17 protein-coding genes are annotated in these 21,816 nt (G+C 55.1%); 6 read left to right on the forward strand and 11 right to left on the reverse strand.

Translation table 11 applies throughout. The features are described from left to right. Window positions 1-57: 57 nt before the first annotated feature. The 8 genes from CGZ75_RS15205 to CGZ75_RS15240 form a co-directional block, all read right to left on the reverse strand. Window positions 58-1,587, reverse strand: coding sequence for a phytoene desaturase family protein (locus tag CGZ75_RS15205; RefSeq protein WP_089525125.1), 1,530 nt, complete (start codon window positions 1,585-1,587; stop codon window positions 58-60). Continuing rightward, complete coding sequence (locus CGZ75_RS15210) at window positions 1,587-2,846, reverse strand: glycosyltransferase family 2 protein (protein WP_176444859.1); 1,260 nt, start codon at window positions 2,844-2,846, stop codon at window positions 1,587-1,589. The genes CGZ75_RS15205 and CGZ75_RS15210 overlap by 1 nt, the downstream gene beginning before the upstream one ends. Next, window positions 2,822-3,586, reverse strand: coding sequence for a lysophospholipid acyltransferase family protein (locus CGZ75_RS15215; RefSeq protein ID WP_176444860.1), 765 nt, complete (start codon window positions 3,584-3,586; stop codon window positions 2,822-2,824). The genes CGZ75_RS15210 and CGZ75_RS15215 overlap by 25 nt, the downstream gene beginning before the upstream one ends. Further along, entirely contained in the window at window positions 3,555-4,514 is a 960-nt protein-coding gene (locus CGZ75_RS15220; protein WP_342745684.1) for a carotenoid biosynthesis protein, read from the reverse strand. Before CGZ75_RS15220 ends, CGZ75_RS15215 begins: the two co-directional genes overlap by 32 nt. Window positions 4,515-4,543: 29 nt before the next feature. Further along, window positions 4,544-5,551: a phytoene/squalene synthase family protein gene (locus tag CGZ75_RS15225; protein WP_089525128.1), complete on the reverse strand. Its 1,008-nt coding sequence runs from the start codon at window positions 5,549-5,551 to the stop codon at window positions 4,544-4,546. After that, entirely contained in the window at window positions 5,545-7,002 is a 1,458-nt protein-coding gene (locus CGZ75_RS15230) for a phytoene desaturase family protein (protein WP_089525129.1), read from the reverse strand. The genes CGZ75_RS15225 and CGZ75_RS15230 overlap by 7 nt, the downstream gene beginning before the upstream one ends. Beyond that, window positions 6,999-8,564 carry a phytoene desaturase family protein gene (locus CGZ75_RS15235; protein WP_089525130.1) on the reverse strand — a complete coding sequence of 522 codons (1,566 nt, stop codon included), beginning with the start codon at window positions 8,562-8,564 and terminating at the stop codon, window positions 6,999-7,001. Before CGZ75_RS15235 ends, CGZ75_RS15230 begins: the two co-directional genes overlap by 4 nt. Window positions 8,565-9,121: 557 nt before the next feature. After that, entirely contained in the window at window positions 9,122-11,644 is a 2,523-nt protein-coding gene (locus tag CGZ75_RS15240) for an ATP-dependent DNA helicase (protein ID WP_089525131.1), read from the reverse strand. A 158-nt stretch (window positions 11,645-11,802) separates the two neighbouring features. On the opposite strand from CGZ75_RS15240, the gene CGZ75_RS15245 reads away from it, so the two are divergent. From CGZ75_RS15245 to CGZ75_RS15255, 3 genes are all read left to right on the forward strand, one after another. Continuing rightward, a complete protein-coding gene (locus tag CGZ75_RS15245) occupies window positions 11,803-12,606 on the forward strand; it encodes an alpha/beta fold hydrolase (protein ID WP_089525132.1) in 804 nt (267 codons plus the stop codon). 114 nt (window positions 12,607-12,720) lie between these two features. After that, window positions 12,721-14,049 (forward strand): histidine kinase N-terminal 7TM domain-containing diguanylate cyclase, encoded by a 1,329-nt coding sequence (locus CGZ75_RS15250; RefSeq protein ID WP_089525133.1) that lies wholly within the window; start codon window positions 12,721-12,723, stop codon window positions 14,047-14,049. 186 nt (window positions 14,050-14,235) lie between these two features. Then, complete coding sequence (locus CGZ75_RS15255; protein WP_089525134.1) at window positions 14,236-14,598, forward strand: hypothetical protein; 363 nt, start codon at window positions 14,236-14,238, stop codon at window positions 14,596-14,598. Between the two features lie 370 nt (window positions 14,599-14,968). On the opposite strand, the gene CGZ75_RS25355 is transcribed toward CGZ75_RS15255, so the two are convergent. Then, entirely contained in the window at window positions 14,969-15,118 is a 150-nt protein-coding gene (locus tag CGZ75_RS25355) for a hypothetical protein (protein ID WP_176444861.1), read from the reverse strand. Between the two features lie 149 nt (window positions 15,119-15,267). Then, window positions 15,268-16,641: a GTPase gene (locus CGZ75_RS15260; RefSeq protein WP_245850877.1), complete on the reverse strand. Its 1,374-nt coding sequence runs from the start codon at window positions 16,639-16,641 to the stop codon at window positions 15,268-15,270. A 200-nt stretch (window positions 16,642-16,841) separates the two neighbouring features. Between CGZ75_RS15260 and CGZ75_RS15265 the strand changes: the two genes are divergently transcribed. The 3 genes from CGZ75_RS15265 to CGZ75_RS15275 all read left to right on the forward strand — a co-directional run bounded on the left by CGZ75_RS15265 (window position 16,842) and on the right by CGZ75_RS15275 (window position 19,736). Beyond that, window positions 16,842-17,357 carry a cupin domain-containing protein gene (locus CGZ75_RS15265; protein WP_089525135.1) on the forward strand — a complete coding sequence of 172 codons (516 nt, stop codon included), beginning with the start codon at window positions 16,842-16,844 and terminating at the stop codon, window positions 17,355-17,357. Between the two features lie 168 nt (window positions 17,358-17,525). After that, window positions 17,526-19,019: an alpha-amylase gene (locus CGZ75_RS15270; protein ID WP_089525136.1), complete on the forward strand. Its 1,494-nt coding sequence runs from the start codon at window positions 17,526-17,528 to the stop codon at window positions 19,017-19,019. A gap of 207 nt (window positions 19,020-19,226) precedes the next feature. Next, a complete protein-coding gene (locus CGZ75_RS15275) occupies window positions 19,227-19,736 on the forward strand; it encodes a DinB family protein (protein WP_176444862.1) in 510 nt (169 codons plus the stop codon). 1,489 nt (window positions 19,737-21,225) lie between these two features. Here CGZ75_RS15275 and CGZ75_RS15290 read toward each other — a convergent pair. Next, window positions 21,226-21,744, reverse strand: a complete 519-nt coding sequence (locus tag CGZ75_RS15290; protein WP_089525140.1) for a hypothetical protein — start codon at window positions 21,742-21,744, stop codon at window positions 21,226-21,228. Window positions 21,745-21,816: the final 72 nt, after the last annotated feature.

A 21,816-nucleotide genomic window follows, 5' to 3' on the forward strand; every position in this document is an offset into this window, starting at 1 on the left:
TATTTAAAGTATAAAAGTTTCATCCTATCCTTGGAATCTACCCCGATGGGGGTCGCCTCAAGATTGTCCTAGCTCCTCCAAAAGCCGCTCCGCGACGAGCCGTCCGCCGATCGTGACGATCGGTGTGCCGCCGCCTGGATGGGTCGAGCCGCCAACGTACCATAGTCTGCGAATATCGCGGTCCCGGCTCGGAAAACGGAAAAACGCTTGGCGGAAGCGATTCGACGACATGCCGTAAATCGTCCCACGCCACGCCCCGGTGCGCTGCGCCAAATCATCCGGAGTCAAAATGCGACGGAAGCCGCCCTCCTCTGGACGTGTCGCCCTCGACAAGCCTTGAAGTCCGCGCTGCTCCAGGTTGCCAATGACTCGGTCGGCATAAGCTTCTTTGACCGCTTCATAGTTTAACCCCTCGCGCTGGGCCGGAGCGTTAACGAGCACGAACAAGCTGCTGCGCTTTTCGGAAAATGGGGCTGACGCTGAGCGGCAGACATAGATGGCAGGCTGCTCGGGCAGCTGCCGGTGATTGAATAAATCCTCGAACTCCCTGCCGTACTCCTCCGGGAAAAAGACATTGTGATGAAGCAGTCCGCTATACTCCCGTCTTGACCCAAGCAGTAGTACAAAGCCGGCTACCGACGGCTCCAAACGATCCAGCCGCTGAGCCTTCGTCGAAGGACGTTGCTTCTCCTCCGGCACCAGCAAGCGGAGCGCCGCCAGCGGGTCGGCATTCACGACTACAGCATCAGCTCTCAAAAAGCCTTCTTCCGTTTCTACGCCGACTGCCTTGCCTCGCTCCGTGCTTACCCGCTGTACCTCCACGCCAGTGCGAATGTCCACCCCGAGCTCGCGCGCGAGCCGGGCGTAAGCTTCAACGATGGAATACGTGCCGTTTCGCACCGCGAAGACACCCATCCCTCCCTCGACATGAGCCATCATGTTGAAAATAGACGGCGCTTGCCGAGGCGCGGAGCCGACATAAGTTGCATATCGGCCGAACATGGCCAGCGTATTGGGGTGGCAGAAATATTTTCGCAGTGTCCGATCCATTGACGCAAATGGCTTGATCCGGCTGAAGCCGGACAGCAGCGATGGACGAAGCTTATCCTTCCAATCCAAAATAAGGCCGCTAAAAAACTCCTGCTCCGCCAGTCGGTACAACTTCGCGCTTTCGTTCATAAAAGGCCGATAACCGCGAGCATCCTCCGGGCTGTAAGCAGCAATCCCCTCCTCCATCGCCGCAACATCCGTCGTTACGTCAACGATAGTACCGTCGTGGAAGCTGTTACGTGCAATGGGATTCAGCGGCTGAAACTCCAGGTAATCCTCTCTGCGCCTTCCGGTTGCCGCAAATACCGCATCAAAAACCGGCTGCATCGTCATCGTGCTCGGCCCGTTGTCGAAGCGGTAACCTGCTTCTTCTACGCGCTGCAGCTTACCGCCAAGCTCCGCTTCCTTTTCCAGCAGCGTCACTTGGCAGCCTTTGGCGGCCAGATGGATGGCGCAGGACAAGCCGCCCAGACCGCCTCCAACAATGGCAACGCGAATGCGATGGGCACGGATATGAAATGCCGATGTACTTCCCATCAAGCATACCGCCTGCCTTTCCATTCGTAACCCTTCTTGCGGTAATGTTGTCGCGCCGAATCTAGCCCGATCCATACCGTCAACGCAATACTTGCTGGCAGCAGCAAGCTGTACCAGGCAGGTAAACCGCTCGACCTGTCCACCGTCAGCTTGATGAGCGCTCCGAGCGCCCACGCCATAGTGGCCCAGCCCAGCCAGACAACGGGCATAGCACTTCCGGTTAAAACTGCTGCTACGAGCCCGCCGATCAGTGTTGCGGTCGGCAGCAGATACAGCGCGGTATACACGCTGAATACAAAGATCAGTAAGGTCAGGCTGCGACCCATGCCGGGGAACAGGTTTTTACGATAACCTGCCCACACCTCCGCCGCGTTGCGATACATGCGCATGGAGGAAATGCCGTCGATCTTCGCCAGTCGCACCGGCTCACCGCTGCGCTTCGCGAGGCGGATTAGCTCCATATCGTCCAGCAATGAGGAGCGCACGGCGCCATGGCCGCCGATCCCCAAATAGCTGTCGCTATGGATCAGAATGAAAGCACCATTGGCCGCCGCAAAACGCGGATCGCGGGACCCGCTCACCAGCTTAAGCGGAAGATGACACAAGATGGTGAACATCATCATGGAGACGACCAGCTTTTCCATCCACGTCTCCGTCTCCTGCCGAGGAAACCCGCTGATTAAACCTCGCCCCTGAGCCTGCGCCGCCCGCACTGCTGCTCTTAATGCCTCCGGCTCAAGGCGCACATCCGCATCGAGAAATAGTAGCCATCTCCCCTTTGCCGCCTCCGCCAGCTGTACGCATGCATGAGATTTTCCCATCCATCCTTCAGGCAGTTTCCGTCCCTTCAGCAGACGGATACGGGAACCAGGACGAGCAGCCAGCTCCTGTGTGATCGCTGCCGTACGATCCTCCGAATGATCGTCTAACACGAGAATTTCAAGAGGCGGTTCCGGAAGGGCCAGCAGGCTCTCCAAGCAGCTCCCTATGTTCCGCTCCTCGTTTCGGGCAGGAATAAGAATAGAAATACTATTTGGTAATACTTTATAATTCTTAGTATTATTTTTGATGATCGAGCCAGCATTTAATTGATCGGAGGAGATATATCGAGTACGAATTGATAGACTGCTCGTCGTCCCTCTACCATCACTCCCTCTATCGGGCACGTCGCCAAGAGGAAAGTAATACCGACAGTTCCAGAGCACAAAACCGAGCTGCAAAACTAACAGGCCGCTTACGACCGCGAGGAGGACTGCCATTTGCGCCATCCCTCCTTCCAGCCGCGATAGCGATCCGAGGTGGAGCTCCCGCCTTTCAGAGCGAGGTGAAAACTACCGCCCCCAGCGGGCAGCGGATGCTCCACCAGCTCTCGGCGATGCGTTTCCGCTTGCGTCTGCAGCCGCTCGGCAACGAGTGCCGCAACTTCCTCGCGGGTAAGCCTACTCCAGTCCATGACGAGCGGATCGCCGACTTTCACGGTCGCCGCTGGCTTTTGATGATCTCCAAGAACGTAGTGCAGCGTCACCGGACGCACTTCGGTTGTGCCGAGACGGCGCAGCAGATGTCCAACTCCACTCTGTGCCACTATCGGCAGCTCAGGTGACGTAATCGCGCCCTGGGGGAATATCCACACGGGACGACCGCCGAGCATCCGCTGCTCGGCGTAGTTAAGCGCAGACAGCACATCACGGGGGTTCTCCCGATTGACCGAGAAAGCCCCAAGCCGACGGAAAAAGGGGTACTGCTGTAGGCCCCGCTCATCCATCATGATATAGGGGTCGGAGTGCGTCAGTCTTTCCGTCAGTTGAAAAAGCACCAGCCCGTCCCACCAAGAAACATGATTGGCGACGTAAAGCACCGGCAGCGGATGCACTGGGCTCGTCCCCGGCTCCAGCTCCCCTGAAAGATAGACTCCGTGCAGGTAGCGCGGAAACAGATAAAAGCTCTGGTAGAAGGAGAATAGCCTTCTAAATGGCAGGCTTTTGGCGGCGGGAATCAAGGCGTACCCTCCCTTCCGCAATGAAGATGAACAACAGCGACAGGCGGAATGCTGCGCCCAGTCCGGCTTTCAGCGCCAGCAGGCCAAACAGCAGCAGCATCAACTGGAATAGGCGGAGCGCCAGCCATCTCTGTCTCGGTTGCACCTCAACTACTGGAAGCAGCAGGGACAAGAGTGCACCAACGATGAACCAGCTGACAAAATTCGCAGTCGGAATGCCATAATACGGGCCGCCATCGGCCCAGTCCCAGAAGCCTCGAGCTGCCGCCACAGGATCGAGCACTAGATCCAGCAAAAGCACCCAAACACCCGTCTCCAGCGCTCGAAGCCAGCGGTTGCCGGAAGCAGAGATGAGCGCGCCGCTGATGATGACGCCGACCCAGGCTAGTCCCATCGTCCACGGCACGCCGGAGACGAGAGCTCCAAGCGTATCGGAATAAGTGTATGCGCCAAAAGGAAATCCCGTATGAGTGCCCACCCATTCCACCGCAAAGGTACCGATGGAGATGAGCAGCACCGGCATCAGCAGCCGTTTCCAGCCCGTGCGGATGGCGGCCAATTCACTCAAGCTGAGGGCATACAGCACAAGGAAAACGCCATTGGCGAACTCGAGTGAACGCGGCACCTCTGCGAATACCATCAGCAACAGCCCAATTGCATACCAGCCAACAAAAAATAGGGTACGCGGCAGTTCGCTCACGCCAAGGCGCTCAGCCAATAGGTGAAATGCTCTGCTGACTCCAGAGGGCGCATCTCGCAGTCCGGCTGTCACTTCACCGCTCGTACCAACTTTGCTGGTCTGCTGTCCGTCAGACGTTTCGACGCCCGTCTCCGGTTCGACGCTCTGCTGTCCGGCAGACGTTACAACGCCCTTCTCCGCTTTGCTGGTCTGCTGTTCGGCGGACTGCCGCGCCTTGCGCTTTGGCATAGCCCTGCGCTGCTGCCGAATACTCCGGTTCACAGCGCCAGCCGCTGCGGCGGCTCCTCCGGTCGGCTTTCATCGGAGAGCCCATGTCCCGGTCTCAGCCCCGGCCACACTTCAGCTCGGCCACCGGACTTTTCGCTTTCATGCAGAGCCATCTCAGCTCGGATACTGGGCTTTTCGCCTCCATGCGGAGCCCGTTCAGCTGCAGCCATCTCCAGCAGCACGCTTCGGAGCAGGCTTTTGCGCCCCTCGTCATCCACAAAAGCACGCTTCGTAAACACATCGCAGCCGTTGGCGTGCACCGCATCGAGAATAGCGGCATAATAAGCAGCCGCCAGCCGGATCGAGAACGCGCTATCCGCAGGGTAAGTGTGCAGTCCCTGCAAACCGCGCTTGAACCACTCCCTCGCCAGCGCGGACAACTCCGCCGCCACCAAGCGGAATGCCTCATTCACCCGGCCGTCGCGGAATTCCTCCACACTGTAGCCGCAGCGCTCCAACAGTTCCAGCGGCAAATACCGCCGCCCCAGCTGCTGATCCTCACCAACGTCACGAAGAATATTGACGATCTGCATGCCTTTACCGAGCCAGGTACCCGCTTCCGTAATCTTCACATCCGGCTGCTCATGCAGCACCGGCAGCAGCATTTCCCCAACGGAGCCAGCCACGCGGTAACAGTAATCCTCCAACTCCTCCATCGTACGGTAGCGCGTGCGGACGCGATCCATTCTTTGCCCGCCCATCTGTGTACGAAAAGGCTCTTTGCCAAGCGGGAAGCTCGCCAACAGCCAACGCAGCGCGGGCCAGATGAAATGGCCTTCCGCCGTCTCTAGAGTCTCGAACCGCTCCTCCAACTCCTCCAACGTATAAAAGGCAATCTCCGGCTCGTCGACAGAATCGTCGATCATGCGACAGAATGTATAGATGACAAAAACCGCTTCTTTCCGTGGAGACGACAATAAACGGAACGCCTCGTAAAAGCTGGCGGAGCTTTGCTTCATGACCGCTTCGCATTCTGCGGCAAGCCGAGCTTCTAGCATGACCCCAACTCCTTCTCGATTAGTTGGCTGAGCATTCGTGCTCCCTGCATCACAATTGGGATGCCGCCCCCGGGATGAACGGACGCGCCCACCGCGTACAGCCGCTCCACCGGCAGCGGCTTCACCTGCGGCCGGAAGCCGCCGGACTGCCGCAGCACCGGCGCGATGCCGAAGCTGCCGCCGCGGTACAACCCGGCGCGGGCCGCATCACGCGGCGTCCGAACGCGTCGCCAACGGATCGCCTCTCTCAAGCCAGGGAAGCGGAGCTCTTCTGCCCGCTCCAGCACCTTTTGCACCAGTGCCTCGCCTTCGCTGTCCCAGTCCAATCCCTCGGCAGCCGGAACCGGGATAAGAAAGTACAACACACTCTCACCAGGTCGCGCGGCCTCTGGATCAACCGCAACGGGATTGAACGCGTAGAACGACGGCGTGGCATTAAGCCGCCCCCGGCGGAATACATCCTGCATATGCTCCATATGCCGATCCGGCATGAAAAACTGATGCGCACCCGCCTCCTCCCAGCGCCGATCCAGCCCCAGATAGACCAGCAAGCAGCCAGATGAGGGAATATAGGTGCGTGGTTTCGCTTTCCAACCTGTCAACAAGCCGCTCAAGCCGGGGTAATCGCCATTGTAAATGACGGCGTCATAGTCGCTCCGCTCTCCTGCAACAGAAAGCCCGACACAACGGCCGGACTCCACTAGTACTTTGTCGACTGGCGAGTCCAGGCGCAGCCGGATTCCCGCCTTGCGGCAAGCTCTCTCCAGCGTCCCCGCCAGCGAGCTGTAACCACCTTTTACATACCAGATGCCATGCTTGTGTTCGCTATAGGGAATGAGGCCGTATAGCGCTGGCGACTGCTGCGGTGACCCGCCGATGTAGAGCGATTGCATGGAGTACGCTTCGCGGATGCGCTCCTCACGGAAGTAAGCCGAAGTCCAGGGATGCAGCCCCCTATAAGCGCGGGATCTCAGCAGAAAGCTCAAGTTTGCCCGCGTCAGAAATGAACCCAGACCGCTGAAGGTACGGGAGAGGAACGCCTTGAAGCCGTAGTCGAACAGCCCCTCCATATCCTTCATATACCGACGAAAGTCCGCTCCTCCTCCGGGATAGGCTGCTTCCATCACTCTCTCCTGTTGCCCAACATCTTGCCATTTGGTCCAGCGCGTCCCATCCGGATAATAAAAGTCATACAGCGGGTCGATTCGCAGCAGCTCCACCTCGTCCCCAGGAACTCCGGCTTCGTGCAAAATTTCCTTTAGCAGCTCCGGCAGCAATACGATTGTCGGTCCCTGATCGATGCGGAAACGACCAGTCCCGTCCTCCTCGTAGGCAAGCCGTCCGCCGACTCTAGCTTCCTTTTCGAAAACGTCCACCTCATGCCCCTGGCGGCGGAGCAGCAACGCTGTCACCAAACCGCCTACGCCCGAACCAATAATCGCCGCTCTCATGAAGGGCTCCCCTCTTGTGTAGCGCCGCCCCGCCTCCATCCGCCAAGCAAACCTCGTCTCCCAGGAGCTTCCCGATACGAATCCTCCAGCAGCTGCGCGCTGATAATCGCCGATTGGATAATCGTCGGCAAGCCGCTTCCGGGATGCGTGCCCCCTCCAACAAGGTAGCAATGATCGACCTCCTGGAACTTGTTGCGGGGGCGCAAATACATCATTTGATCCAGGCTGTGGGCCAGGTTGAACGTCGCACCCTCGTATACGTAGGACTGCTGCTCCCAATCGTCCGGCGTGTACATCTCTTCTTCCTCGATGAGCGCCTCCACCGCCGTGATATCATCCAACCCGCACTCCGCCGCCAGCCGCTCCAGCATGACCGTGCGCACGGCCTGAGCCTGCTCTTTCCAATCGATGCCGGAGCGATTATTCGGGACGGGCATGAGCAGATAAAGGGCGGATTTACCGGAAGGCGCCAGCGTTGAATCTAGCTTGGATGGATTATGAATGTAGAGCGAAGGCTCCTCGGACAAGATCATGCGCTCCGTCATATCGTCAACATTGCTCCGGTAGTCGGCCGCGAACAAGATTTTGTGATGCGGAAGCGGAAGCTCGGCATTAATGCCCAGATATAACATGAAGGTGGAGAGGGATAGCTTTTTCTTTTTCATTTTGGCGGGAGTGTACGACTTCAATGTTCCCGGTTCGAACAGATGTGTCGCTGCATGGCCAAAGTCCGCATTAATAACAACATCGTCGGCATCCAGCTGCTCGCCGCTATCCAACTCCACGCCGCAGGCACGACCGTTTTCGACGATAATTCGGCGCACGCCCGAGCCCATTCGAATGTCCGCTCCATGCTCACGCGCAGCATTCGCCATCGCCTCGCTGATCCGGTTCAAGCCGCCAATGGGATGGTACAAGCCGTATTCATGCTCCATGAAGCTCAGAATCGTGAATGTGCCGGGACATTCCCAGGGTGACATGCCGAGGTATTTGGATTGGAAGGAGAACGCCCAGCGCAACCGCTCATCTGTAAAATAACGTGAAAGCCGCTTATGAACCGTATCCGCCGCATCGAGGCGCGGTAACGCTCGCAGCATATCCGCCGATAAATAACCGCCTGCACTCGTAAAGGGGCGCTTCAACAGCGGCAGCACACGGGCCAGCTTATCCCGTTCCCGATGCATAAATCGGAGGTAACGCTCTCCATTGCCGGGGAACAGTCCCTCTATTTGACGGGCCGTCTCCTCTGGGCTGCCGCCGGGAGAGAATTCCAACTCACCGAACTTTAGCGTGTACAGCGGATCGACTCTTTTCAGCTCCACATAGTCCTGCAACCGCCGATCCGTCAGCTCGAACAATTCCTCCAGCACCGGCAGCATCATCAGAAACGTTGGCCCCCGGTCGAAAATGTACTCCCCCAGCCGAAGCGCAGAGGTTCGTCCCCCGAGGTAGGTCTGCTTCTCCAGTACGGTCACCTCATGCCCTTTGGCCGCTAGCAGCATTGCTGCCGCCAAGCCACCCGGCCCGGCTCCGATGATGGCCGCTTTTATGCGTTTTCCCACATCACACACCCACTCCCCCGTGATGGCTCCTCTTTCTCGGCCCTTAGACTCTTTGTTAGAGCGTCAACGCTTGCTGTGGCTAGCAGTAAGCTAATGAGTGACTGATGAGCAACTAAAACTGACCCAGCCAATATTAACCCAATGGTATATTTAAATATTAACCCAACGGTATATTAATGACCAGAGTATTTTGAAATTTTATCCATACCGTCAGTCGGCTTAGAGCTTAGAGCTCGTACTAAATTCTATGCGAGTCGATCTGTATGTCAGAACATCCATTCTCGACAGAACAACAAAGACTAGGGAGATGACTATCGTTCATTAGGAAAAGAATTGGGTCGAATGCCGGGAGAAGTGGTCATGAGCGCTAAGGAGTAGATGTCGGTTGAGATGGTGGATTAGAGGAGGTGAGGATTCGTTAGAGTGAGGAAAACTAAGTTTCACCTGTCTCGCGACCAATCAAATAGGCACGCAGCTTCAGCTTGGGAGTAAAATCACAAAAAAGCGCCCCAACAAACCGAGCGCTGACAGTAATTGAATCGAGAGTACGATTAAAACTATCCGTCGCGATCAACGGCCAGCAGCCATTCCTCCGGCAGCAGCCGTCGATAGCGGGGCTGTCGGTAGCGGTCGTCGATCAGCAGCAATGTGCCGCGGTCCTGCTCGCTGCGGATAAGGCGGCCTCCGGCCTGCAGCACCTTGCTAATACCGGGGTAGACATAGGCGTAATCGAAGCCGCTGCGGCCTTGGCGCTGTTCGTAGGCGGCTAGTAGATCGCGTTCTGGCCCAAGCTGCGGCAGGCCAACACCGATGACAGCTACCCCGGTCAGCCTGTCCCCTGCTAGATCGATCCCTTCCGAAAAAATGCCGCCCATAACCGCAAAGCCCATACGAACTAAGCTGCCCTCCCCGTCCTCATGGACCGGTTGATAGGCCGAGAGGAAGAGATCCCGCTCCTCCTCCGACATCTCGGTCCGCTGAAGCAGAAGACGTAACTCTCGTCCCTCGGTGAGAGTTAACGTTAGCTCGCCGCCCATCCCGCTGTCCGGCTCACTAACCTTTCCACCGTCCGTTGCGTCGTTCGTCCCGCTGTCCGTATCGTCGCCTGTCCCGCCGCCTGCACCGAGTTCAGTCAGCAACTGAAGGTAAGCCGCGTTCATATAGGCATACGACGGGAAAAACACCAGCCAGTTACCACCCTTATCCGAGGCGGCCGCCAGCAGCGCCCGAACGAGCGGCTGGAGCGTACCGGCGCGATCCCCATACCTCGTCGAGAGCGGCAGGATCTTTGCATCCAGCTGTGCAGGATCAAAGGGCGAGGGCAGCGTCAGCGAGCGATCCTCCTCCTCGGCCCCCAGCTGATCCATATAGAAAGGCAGCGGAGACAGCGTCGCCGAAAAGAACACACGGCCGCCATACTGGCGTCCCGTCTGCCGCAGCAATTGCGAGGGGTCAAGGCATTGGAGCGTCACCTTGAGCGAGGAGCCCTTCGAGCGCTCGACCATCGCCGTGAAGCGCTCATCGTACCAACCGCCAGCGGCCTCAAAAGCTTTGGCCGCCCAGTAAGCATCCAGCAGCAGCTGTGCATCCTCCGGCGAAGTGCCCGCCGGGACTCCGGCGGCCAGCACCGCTGCCGCCTCCGCGATGAAGCTGCGCGCCCCCGCCAGCAGCTCAGCGGGAGGTTCAGCTGCGGCAAACACGCCTGCGCCGGCAGCACTCAATCCCGCCGGCCCTGCTCCGCCGGCGTCCATCTCTTTGCGCAGCGCGATGAACTGCGCGTTCACGACCTTGGCGGCCGTCGCCAGCGCAGGCGCGCTGCCCTTGAAGCAGCGCTGAAGCGCCAGGAAAGGCGCTTTCTCCAGCGAAGCGGAGTACATCGACCGGGCGCGATCGGGCAGGTTATGCGCCTCGTCCACGAGCAGTACAGCTCGGCGCGCCTGTTCGGCTAGGAACCTTTTCAGCGATACCTTGGGGTCGAAGATGTAATTGTAATCGCCAATCACCACATCGGCCGCATAGGCAGCATCCAGCGAGAACTCGAACGGGCAGACCCTATGCTTCATCGCGTATCGCTCCACGGTCTCGCGTGTGATCAGTGTCTCCTGCTCCAGCAGGTCGAGCACAGCCCCATTAATTCGGTCGAAGTATCCGTCGGCAAAGGGGCATTCCGCCTTGTCGCAGCGCACAATCGGCTGCGGACAGATCTTTTCCTTGGCGGTCAAGGTCACCGCATGAAGTTTCAGTCCTCCGGCTTCCATTCGCCGCAGGGCATCTTCGGCAGCCGTCCGCGTCGTCGTCCGGGCCGTCAAGTAGAACAGGCGGGCTACGTTTTCCCCGCCGAGTGAGCGTACCGCCGGCCACAGCACCGACATCGTTTTGCCGATACCGGTCGGCGCCTTGGCGAACAGCCCGCCGCGACCTTCCAGCGTCCGGTATACGGCGGCCGAGAGCTTCTTTTGCCCCGGGCGGAAGCCGCCAAAAGGAAAGTCCAGTCCCGACAGGCTGCTATCGCGCCACTCACGATGCTGCTGCATCATGCGAGCATAAGGGGCATAAGCGTTAAGCAGGCCAAGCAGTGAATCGTGCAGTTCATCCACGGTGCAAATCCGACTCAGCCTGCGAATTGCACCTGACTCCATCTGCACATAGGTCAACTGCACGCGCATCGACTCCCGTCCCTGCTGCACGGCATAAATATAAGCGTAGCCCATCGCTTGAGCCCAGTGGACGCGCCAGCCGTCTTCAGGAATATCCTCCAAGCGGCCGGAAGTCGACTTGATCTCATCTACCGCCGCGATGCCACCTTCCTCCTGAAGCAACCCGTCGCAACGGCCCTCCACGGTCCACTCCACACCCGCATGCTCCAGTTCAGCGCGCAGGAAAAGCTCACGCTCGTCCCCTTCGCCGTAGGCCGCTTGTATCTCCTTGTGGATGCGGGTTCCTTCGGACAACGTCGCTCCGCTACGGAACCCATACTCGATGCTGCCGCTGCGGCAGGCGTATTCGGCCAACGTCCGCACCGCGATCCGCAGCCTTTTGCCCTCGGGAGCCGCTTGCCCTCCGGATTCCTTTTCCTCCATACCGCAACCCCCTCACCCGAACACCAGTTTGTATTTATTGTAACATGTCCCGCAACTCCTAGACCATCACCCGCACAGCGACAATTTTTAGCGTGTAGCCAGGTATAGACGAGGGTAAGAATACGAATAAGTATTTTAAAATAGGGAGGAATCGTCTTATGGGCAAATATATTGAGGTTGAACTGGGAGTAAAGCTGTATGTGGAGGATCTTGGACAAGGAGAGCCTGTCGTTTTCCTGCATGGGTGGCCGGCAAGCTCGAGGATGTTTGAATACCAATCCATGCTGCTTCCGCAAAAAGGACTCCGCTTCATCGGCATCGACTTCCGCGGATTCGGCAAATCAGACGGCCCATGGGAGAACTACTCTTACGATCGCATGGCCGATGACGTGCGAGCCGTTGTGGACAAGCTGGGCTTGGAGCGATTCACGCTCGTCGGCTTTTCGATGGGCGGCGCGATAGCCGTTCGCTACATGAACCTGCACAACGAGCACGGCGTATCTCGTCTCATACTGGCAGGAGCTGCAGCTCCACGCTTCACTCGGGCGGAGGACTTCCCTTACGGCGCTCCGGTCAAGGGGGTAGACACGATGATCAACGATACTCATAAGGATCGCCCTGCGATGATCGAAGCTTTCGGCAAACAATTCGTCGGTAAGCAGCCTTCCAAGCCATTCGCTCAATGGTTGAGCACGATCTGTCTGGAATCGACCGCTCATGCCACCGTCCGGGCGATGGAATCGCTGCGCGATGAGGATCTGCGAGGCGACTTGCCAGCGATCACAGTTCCAGTGACGGTGCTGCACGGCGTTCAGGATAAAATCTGCCCGCTAGAGCTGGCGGAAAAAACGCTGGAGCTGGTTCCTCAAGCGGAACTGATCCGCTTTGAGGAGAGCGGCCACGCGATGTTGTTCGACGAGCCGGACAAATTCAACGAGACGCTGCTCGCTCTCTTGCAGTAAGGTAAGAAATCGTCGCTTTATTCCCACCTAATTCCCATTATTACCCACTGCCCTTCCAACCGCCCACAGGGCAAAAGGAAGGGCTTTTTCACCTACCGCCGGAATGGCTTTCTATTGAAAGTAGCCGGGCTGCACCGCAACAAAATGACGCAATTGTACATTCCTAAACCTGCCTCACTATGCTACGCTGAGGGTAGAATACAGCGGACCTTTATATTCGTAGCCACCAATCCCTATCACCGTATGTTCTATCGCGAAATTTACTTCCGCGAAAGCGGAGGCGTGCGCAACGTAGACTTCGTCATGGGCGAATGGTATGTCGTGCACGGCAGCTACACATCCGGTGTTCTCATACTTAGCCTCATTCTCGTACTCATTCATTTGATGAAACCTTCTGGGGGCTTCAAGCCGCAATTGATTGCCGTTGCACTCGGCATCGCCCTGCCGATCTGCGCTTCGCTGGCTTATCTGCTCGGGCTAAGCCCCTATGATATCGATCCAGTACCCGTAGTGTTATGCATAACGAGTGCTTTATACGCCTGGGCTTTTTTACGGGCCGATATGCTTTCCATCCTACCGGTCGCCCGCGATACCGTCATGGAAAGCATGGGCGAAGGCGTACTTGTCATGGACGCGGATTGGCGCCTGCTCGATAGCAACCGCTCTGCTCGGCATCTGCTGCCGGAGCTTGAACGGGCTGTCATCGGGGGCAGCATCAGGGATCTCGGGCTGCCCGCCGAAGCCTCTACAGCGTTCCGCTCCGCGCTAGCTGAGCCTGGTCGTCCGATTCCTTTTGCCCGGGGAACAGGTACTGACGCTGTCTATTACGAGGTCTATTCGGCTGCCGTTGGGCGCGGCAGCGGTCGTAGCGGCGGACATTTGCTCGTGCTCAGCAATACGACGGAACACCGTAATTTGCAGGAACAGTTGCATCGCATGGCCTCCCTCGACTCGCTGACAGGTATTCTGAACCGCGGAGCCTTTCTTGCCAACACCGCCGAAGCATTGGCGGCCAGCGTCCGTGAACAGAAGCCCTGTTCACGGACGCTGTTTGACCTTGACCATTTCAAAGTCATCAATGACACCTACGGCCATGAAGCCGGAGATGCCGCTCTGCTGAAAATGGTCGAGGTATGCCGAGAGCGGCTCGAACCTGGCATGCTGTTTGCCCGGTACGGAGGCGAGGAGTTTATACTCCTACTTCCAGGGTTAAATGGAGAACAAGTCGTTGAGTTGGCAGAGTCAATCAGGCAGGACGCCGAGCAAGCCGAGCTGATCACAACCGACGGGCGTATCGTACGAATTCGGGCTAGCTTCGGAGCTGCTACGGTCCAGGACGGTCGGCAAGCGGACTATCAGGAGATGTTCCGTCGCGCCGACCTGGCTTTGTATCGGGCCAAGGAGGAAGGGCGTAACCGGGTCTGTCTAGCGGATCCACTTTGAAACCTATCATGCCATACCTGTCGCAGTAATCACGACTCCTACGCATCTCTTCCCATTTCCATTGCCGCTCCGTCATGTCATCCCCATGCCGGGAATAAGATAGTTGAAGCAGGAAGGGATTGCAGGATTTACATATCCGAGTATAATAGTCGGCATAAAAGGAATTAAGCGACGGGAGTGTTGAGGATGAACAGAGCCGTGAGACAAGCCAGATGGACGGATGATTGGCTGGATTTGCATAATTACGCTTCCAAAATTGGGGACGAGGAATGGCGTTTGTCCATCCTCCACCAGTTGCAGTCCGGCGACTCTCCACGCGAGCAGGAGCTTATGGAGCAGCGCCGCGAGCAGTTGCAGCATGATTTGGAGGAAGTCTCGCGTAAAATGGAAGGCATCTACCTGCGCCTCCGCGATGCAGAGAGCGGCTCAATTCGGAGCAGCCTTTGGAATGCGGCTTGGCAGCTTAAGAAGGAACGTGCCCGACTCGCCTCGCTGCTGCGGGGCAGCGAAGCCGGAGCTGGCAGACAGCGCGGGCATCAGGCGGGCTAGCATGACATAAAGGGGCCGTCCGAAAAGTCATCTAACGACGACTTTTCGGACGGCCCCTTGTTTTTGTGAAAGTTCCTCTCGGTTCGCTTCAACAATAGAGCAACTCAAAGCGCCCCAGCTTGTCCATTCGCATACTAGCGGATCTGATAGAGCTACTGCAAAATCCCCTCAATAGCGTCTCTCAGATTTAAAAACCAATCAGCACTATCAGCCTATATTGTACTGGCGGCCCCTTTTACTTTGTGACGCAGTAGCTTCGGTCAGCCGCAATGGCCCATTCAACCCTGTTCCCCGTTTCGCCGCCTAGTGGGATTGGGCAACATCACTCAGCTCCTGGACCGCGTCGCCAAACGGCTCGGTTCTATCCCAATCAGCGCCCCAGCCCAGCCTGTCCGCTGGCTTTTCCACCTTCCGTCTCTGGATCGTCCTGCTGCTCCACGATCTCAGCCGGCACTTCCTTGCCCGCCTCTTCCTTGCCACCCTCGCGTACGGCCTTGTCCTTCTCCTCTTGCTCCTTCATTCTCTTCACCCTCTCCTTCTAATCCGTCTATTCTTCCCCTTGGCCAGTGTTTTTCAGAAGTAGCTTGCCCTTCCTCTCAGCCATCCCGCGTGAGATGGCCACTGCCGCATCCTAACATCTAAGACATTCTCCGAGGTTTAAAATAAGCCTCAACTGTTAGCCTGCTTGCGAAAAATACCATAGAGCTTGCTAATCGTCGCTGTGTTGACGTCCATCTCGTTCTCATAGGCATACTTCACCGCATAACCGAGCGCGAGCGTCATGGCTCCGGCTACCGATGCGCCCGCGATAGAGCCGGCTCCCGGAAACAGCTTGATCACTTGGCGGAACACGCTCTTTCCAATGTTGCCCACGACGGTGGCGATGACGAGCTCTTTCGCCGTTTCCTTGCTGATCGGACGACCGTACAGCACGGCCAAACGTGTCAGCAAGCCAATTTGTACAGCAGTAATCGGTACAATATCTGCACCGGGGATCGGTGCTGCTCCGATTGCACTCGCGGATGCTGCCGCTCCGAGGATCCATTTATTTGCTGAAGTCGACTTCTCCTTGATGTTCCTCGCAAACAGCAGATCCTTGGACTTTTTTCGCAGCAGCTCCAGGATGGCGTCCCGTAGCTTGTCGATGTTTTCACCCGTGCGCGAGGAAACCGACACGATATCAAAGCGTCCTCCCGTCTCCAGCTGCAGCCTTGCTTCCAGCCGTTCGATGTCATCCGCGGCATCGATTTTATTCAACACAAGGAGAATATTAGGATTTGTATCCCGGATCGCTTCAAAGTTTCTTTTTTCCACCTCGGAATAAACCGTGCCAGCCGCATTCAGGAAGAATAGGATGATATCCGCCTTACGATAGTAGTCCATCGTCAGCTGCGAGTTCTCGAGGCGCACATCATTGAGCCCTGGAGTATCCACAAAAAAGATCCGATCCTTGAACAAATACGGCCTGATTACCGTCGTCTGGCCCGGCTCCGCTCCAACTCCAGCCACCTCTTCCCCAACGATCCGGTTCAGGGTTGAGGACTTTCCGGCGTTCACATCTCCGACCAGTGCAATCAGGATATCCTGGTCGAGCTCGCGCGCGATCTCCGCCATATTCTGATCATATTGCGCTTCTGCGACGCGGCGCCATTCCTTCTCCCAGGCTTCACCAGGAGGAAGCAGTGTGTCCAGCTTATGGACCGACTGCTGTCCGACGGACGGTGCCTCCTGAGGCAGAACGGTCGCAGCGGTCTCGCGCTCCGCGCCCAAAATAGAATCGCCAACTGCTGGCGGCAGCTCTGAGCCCGACACTCCAGCCGTCGGATTTCGCTCCAGGTCGGCTGCATTTTCCGACAGGCTGACGTCTGCCCGTGAATCCACACTCCCAGACGCTGGTACGCCTGGCGGTGAATTCACGCCCCCGGTCGTTGGAACGGCCGTCGCCCCAGGCTCCAGCCAATGCTGGTTTCCTCCTGGCCTGCCTGGCCTTGCCCGTTCCTGCTCCTGCCTCTGCCCCTGATCTCGCTCCCTCTGCTCCATCATTCCCATCCCCTTTCGCCTGTCAGCATCGCTCTCGTTATGGCTTCAATATCTTGTTAAGATGTTCTTACCTCTAAGGCTGGCAACCTGAATCTCTTCCATTCCATGCGGACGGCCCACAGTCTCCATAGAAGGTTCGATATCCGAATCGAGAGAGTATTCACACGCAGTGAATAAAAAATTGAATATCTAGGAGGAAGAGAATGGAATCGCAAATCGAGCCTCAGAAGCTATTTTTCCAAGATGACGGACTCATTCCGAACCATCCCTCCCTGCCCGTATTGGTGTACCGATCTCCCGTAAAAAAAACCGAAAGCATGGAGCAGCTCTTCGCCTCACACGGTTGGGGCAACAACTGGACCAACGGCGTCTACCCCTATCATCATTACCATAGTAACACCCATGAAGCGCTTGGCGTCGTCAGCGGCACCGCGATGCTGCAGTTGGGCGGTCCAACGGGGGAAACCGTGGAGGTAAGCTCAGGGGACGTGCTGGTGCTGCCGGCTGGCACCGGACATAGGAGACTGTCGGCGAGCAGCAGCTTCCGCATTTCGGGAGGTTATCCCGGCGGTGTAAGTTACAATATGCGCCACGCTGAAAATAAAGATCGTCAGCTCGCGCTGGAAGAGATTCCATCTGTGCTGCTTCCAGGTACCGACCCTGTATATGGCGTGGCCGGACCGCTGCTGCGGGCCTGGCACATCGGAAAATACAGCTGACACACCTGCTCCAATCTGATCGCTAGTCGGGAACGCGTAACGCGGCGGCTCGGGGGTGCCTAGTTTTGCAGGAGCCGTGCCATCCACCGTCTTGATTAGATGCCTGTCCGCCAGGGGTAATGATGCGTAATATTGACAAATCATACGGCAAAGGGTGATCCGCGCAAGATGGAACGCAATCATACGATGATGCAATTTTTTGAATGGCATGTGCCGGCGGACGGCAAACACTGGCAGCGCCTCAAGGAGCGTGCCGCCGAGCTGAAGGCCGCCGGCATCGATGCTATTTGGATCCCCCCTGCGACCAAGGCTTCCTCTCCGGAAGATAACGGCTACAGCGTATACGATCTGTACGACCTGGGCGAGTTCGACCAGAAGGGTGCCAAGCGCACGAAGTACGGTACAAAGGAAGAGTTGCTGGAGGCGATTGGCATCTGCCGGGAGCATGGCATCGCCGTTTACGCCGATCTGGTCATGAACCATAAGGCTGGAGCCGACGAAAAAGAGAAATTCAAGGTGATCGAGGTCGAAGGAGAGAATCGTCAGGAGGAAATATCCGATCCGCATAGCATCGAGGGCTGGACAAAGTTCACCTTTCCCGGACGCGGGGATAAATACTCCTCGTTCAAGTGGAATTTCACGCATTTTAACGGGACCGATTTCGACGCGAAGCGTGATGAAACCGGCGTTTATCGCATCCTAGGCGAGAACAAACAGTGGAACGAGAATGTCGACGATCAGTTCGGCAACTACGATTACTTGATGTTCGCCAACATCGATTACAACAACCCTGAGGTGCGTGAGGAGATGATCCGCTGGGGTCATTGGCTGGTAAAAGAGAGCGGCGTAAACGGCTTTCGGCTCGATGCGATCAAGCATATCGATCATACGTTCATCCGGGAATTTGCGCGGGAGATCAAGGGGCAGGCACCGGAACATTTTTATATCGTCGGCGAGTTCTGGAATAGCATCACCGAAGACTGTACCGCATTCTTGGAGACGGTCGAGCATGAGCTCGACTTGTTCGACGCTCCGCTGCATTACCGGCTTAAGGAGGCGGCAGACAGCGGACGCGAGTTCGATCTGCGGACTATTTTTGACGGGTCCCTGGTGAAGGAGCATCCGCAACATGCGGTGACACTCGTCGAAAACCATGACACCCAACCCGGCGAGGCGCTGGAATCATGGATTGGTGATTGGTTCAAACAGAGCGCTTATGCGCTTATCCTGTTGCGCCGCGACGGCTATCCGGTCGTCTTCTATGGTGATTATTACGGCATTGGAGGCGAGCAGCCCATCGAGGGCAAAAAGGTAGCGATCGATCCGCTGCTGTACGCTCGTTATCATCGCGCTTACGGCGACCAGGACGATTATCTCGATGATCGGCATGTCATCGGCTGGGTGCGCCGCGGCGTGCCGGAGTTCGAACGCTCCGGCTGCGCCGTCGTCGTCTGCAACGCCGATGATTGCTCCAAGCGCATGTTCGTCGGCGAAGAGCGCGCCGGCGAAGTGTGGGTCGATTTGACTAATACACGCGCGGAGCGGATCGTTATTGGCGAGGATGGCTTCGCCGACTTCCCGGTCAGTGGCGGCAGCGTGTCCGTATGGGCATTGCCGGAATTCGATGTGGAGCCGAATGAAGTAAACGTAGAAGGAGAATGAGAGTAGCAGAACGAACAGATGCCTTATAGCTTTAGGAAGCCGAGCAACTACTAGAGCGACTACCAACAGAGCGTTTTCAGCAGAGCAGTTATCAGTAGCACTGTTTACAGCAAAGAGCAGTCATCATAAACAGGCCTTCAACGCAGTGGATGATGAAAGTGAACATCGCGAGCCTAATAATTACTCGGAATGGGAGATGAATCACTTATGAAGGAACATGTGCTGAATCAGCTGGAAATGACACGCTCGGAGCTGCTGAACGAGGTGCGCGGACTCCCGCTCGAAACGCTTCAGGCGAAGCCCCCCGGTAACGGGTGGTCCGTCCTAGAAATTATGGAGCATTTGGCAACGCTCGAGGGTTCCATAGCGAAAGGATTGGTCGCCGTCCTGCAAAGTCCGGAGCGCAACGATCTTGTGAAGGCCCCACTGGAGCTGCTGAAGGATCCCTCACGCAAAGCTCAGGCTCCTGACCGAGTACAACCGCTCGGAAGGATCAACACGCTGGCCGAGGCAGAGCAAGCGTTGGCCGATGCCCGCCAGAAGTTGCTTGAGAGCGTTGCGGTCGATCTAGGCACGGAGCGGATGGAGAAGCGAGGCTTTGAGCATCCGATGTTCGGCCCGATGAGCGCAGCTCAGTGGGTCGAGCTCATCCCCCTCCATGAGGATCGGCATCTTGGACAGATTCGCAATACGCTTCGCCAGCTTCAAGGAAGCTAAACGCCCGATTGCTTTAGATTTAACACACTCTCTTGGGGAGTGTGTTTTTTTTGCTCCTAACATCCCGCACGCTATCCGCAGGTAAGTTCCTCTCTTGCTATTGCTTAAGACTGCCCACATCCTTCAGCCCAAACTATTAATTTATGGGACAAGTGCCAGAGTCCGTCTATCTGGCTCCTACATAGATTGTTATATAAAGCTCTCAACCGATTTTAGAGAAATTCTCAAAAGCCAAGTATAGGAGGAAATTAATTTGAGAAATATTAGTAACAGTTACGGATCAAACCTAGGCCTCATTCTAGTTTTGTTTATTCTGTTAGTCATCACGATATGTTTCTTTTCCCGCAACTCAGTGAATAATGGACCGGATGATGGATCGGATGATGAATCGTCCGAACTGGGGGCTACGCGAGGTTTTACCCTTGTTAACTCTGCAGAAGGTCTGAATCTTGTTGTAAGTTTTATAAAGAACGCGGAAGAGCCTACCCCAACTTTTTTGCCTTCGGGAGATGAAAACCACTTTAGGGTACCAATAGGTTCTACTGCCACTGTTATTTACAGTGTATACACCACTAGCTACGCTAGTTTGGTCGGGAAGTTCAGTGCTAGTATGTACTCTATTTCATTAGTTCAAGATGTAGGCTTTAGATCTATATCAACGACGGCGCCACTCCGTTGGTTTTATGGTATAACCCCTTCCAACTTGGTTCTCGTCAACAAATAATGGTCTAAGCAAGCATTCGTCGAACTACTGTTGATCACGCAGGATTTAACCGGTACCGATAGTTTATATACAGCGAAGAATACACAAAGAAGAGGTTCGGAAGTAAATCCGTTTGCTTTTTTGGGGACAACGATGGTGGTAATCTCCAGGGATTGATGTTGTGGAAGCATTTATTTCACCTACTATAGTGCAGGAAAAAGGTACCGTTTCTCGATTAATTTGAGAAACGGTACCTTTTTAGCTGTAAATCGATTTTTCAGCAAAACATTATTCACTATCTATTTTCTTTCTCCGTACTCCTTGGAAAATTAACATAACCCCCATAAAGAATAATAAAATATTGGTAGAACTTAAAGTATGTTTAGATACAAATTCTTTAATTATGAGATAGGTTTGGATTACCAAGATAATAGAAGCGAGAAGAAAATGAATACTGGATTCGCCTTTGAATTTCATACCAACAAACCTTATTATAATCGTTATTGCAATGGCATAAACGGAGATAATCCCTACAATAGTTAGAGCTAAAATAGAAATATTTATATTCATCAGTCATCCTTTACAAAGCATAAACATACCCTTCATTTCGCATATCAACAAACCAACAGATTAGGTCCAAATTAATACATATATGTGATTGCTTAACTCACTCTCATTGTACCTTGTCTAACTGCCCAATTGCAAAACCGCAAAGGCTAACGACATATCGCTGGCAACGTATTTATACGAAGAGGTTCAGCATGAACTCGAACTACTTTGTAGGTACTAGTTGTGATTAAATTCAATTGCCTCCTCTTTAATTCTGTTAACGCTATCTAAGGGTAAAGTCCCTTCCATTCTTTTTATATGTACAATTTCATCATCAAAAGAATTAATAAAATCTTTAACTTCCAAGATATATTTTTCTTCTTGTTGATTAAGATTTTTTTTGTAAGTAAATTGTGCTATAACTTTAGATGCATTCTCAAAAATAAAGCCTACCTCTTCCCACATTTCGGATTGATTCCCGCTCAATTGCATTGCGGCAGATACATTATTTAAACTATTTAAGTAGCTAATAAGAGGTGTTAATTGCTTAAGATCATCTCTATAGTCTATTGAATTAATTAAATTTCTTGCATCCCGAGAGTTGGATAGCAATTGAGACCCGTTTATTGATATATAAGTTTTCTTTAAGTTTTCTAACTCCACTATCTTTTTTTCTTGATCATTAATTTTAACCGCGACTGTAATACTGGCGATAATAACTAACACACATGCGCAAACCCAATAGAATTTCTTCATTTTATCCTCCTTAAATAAATTCAATTTATTTTAAATCTAATTTCACTTAAATGTTGTTGGTATATTTTTCAT

The organism is Paenibacillus herberti, assembly GCF_002233675.1.
Classification (GTDB): domain Bacteria; phylum Bacillota; class Bacilli; order Paenibacillales; family Paenibacillaceae; genus Paenibacillus_O; species Paenibacillus_O herberti.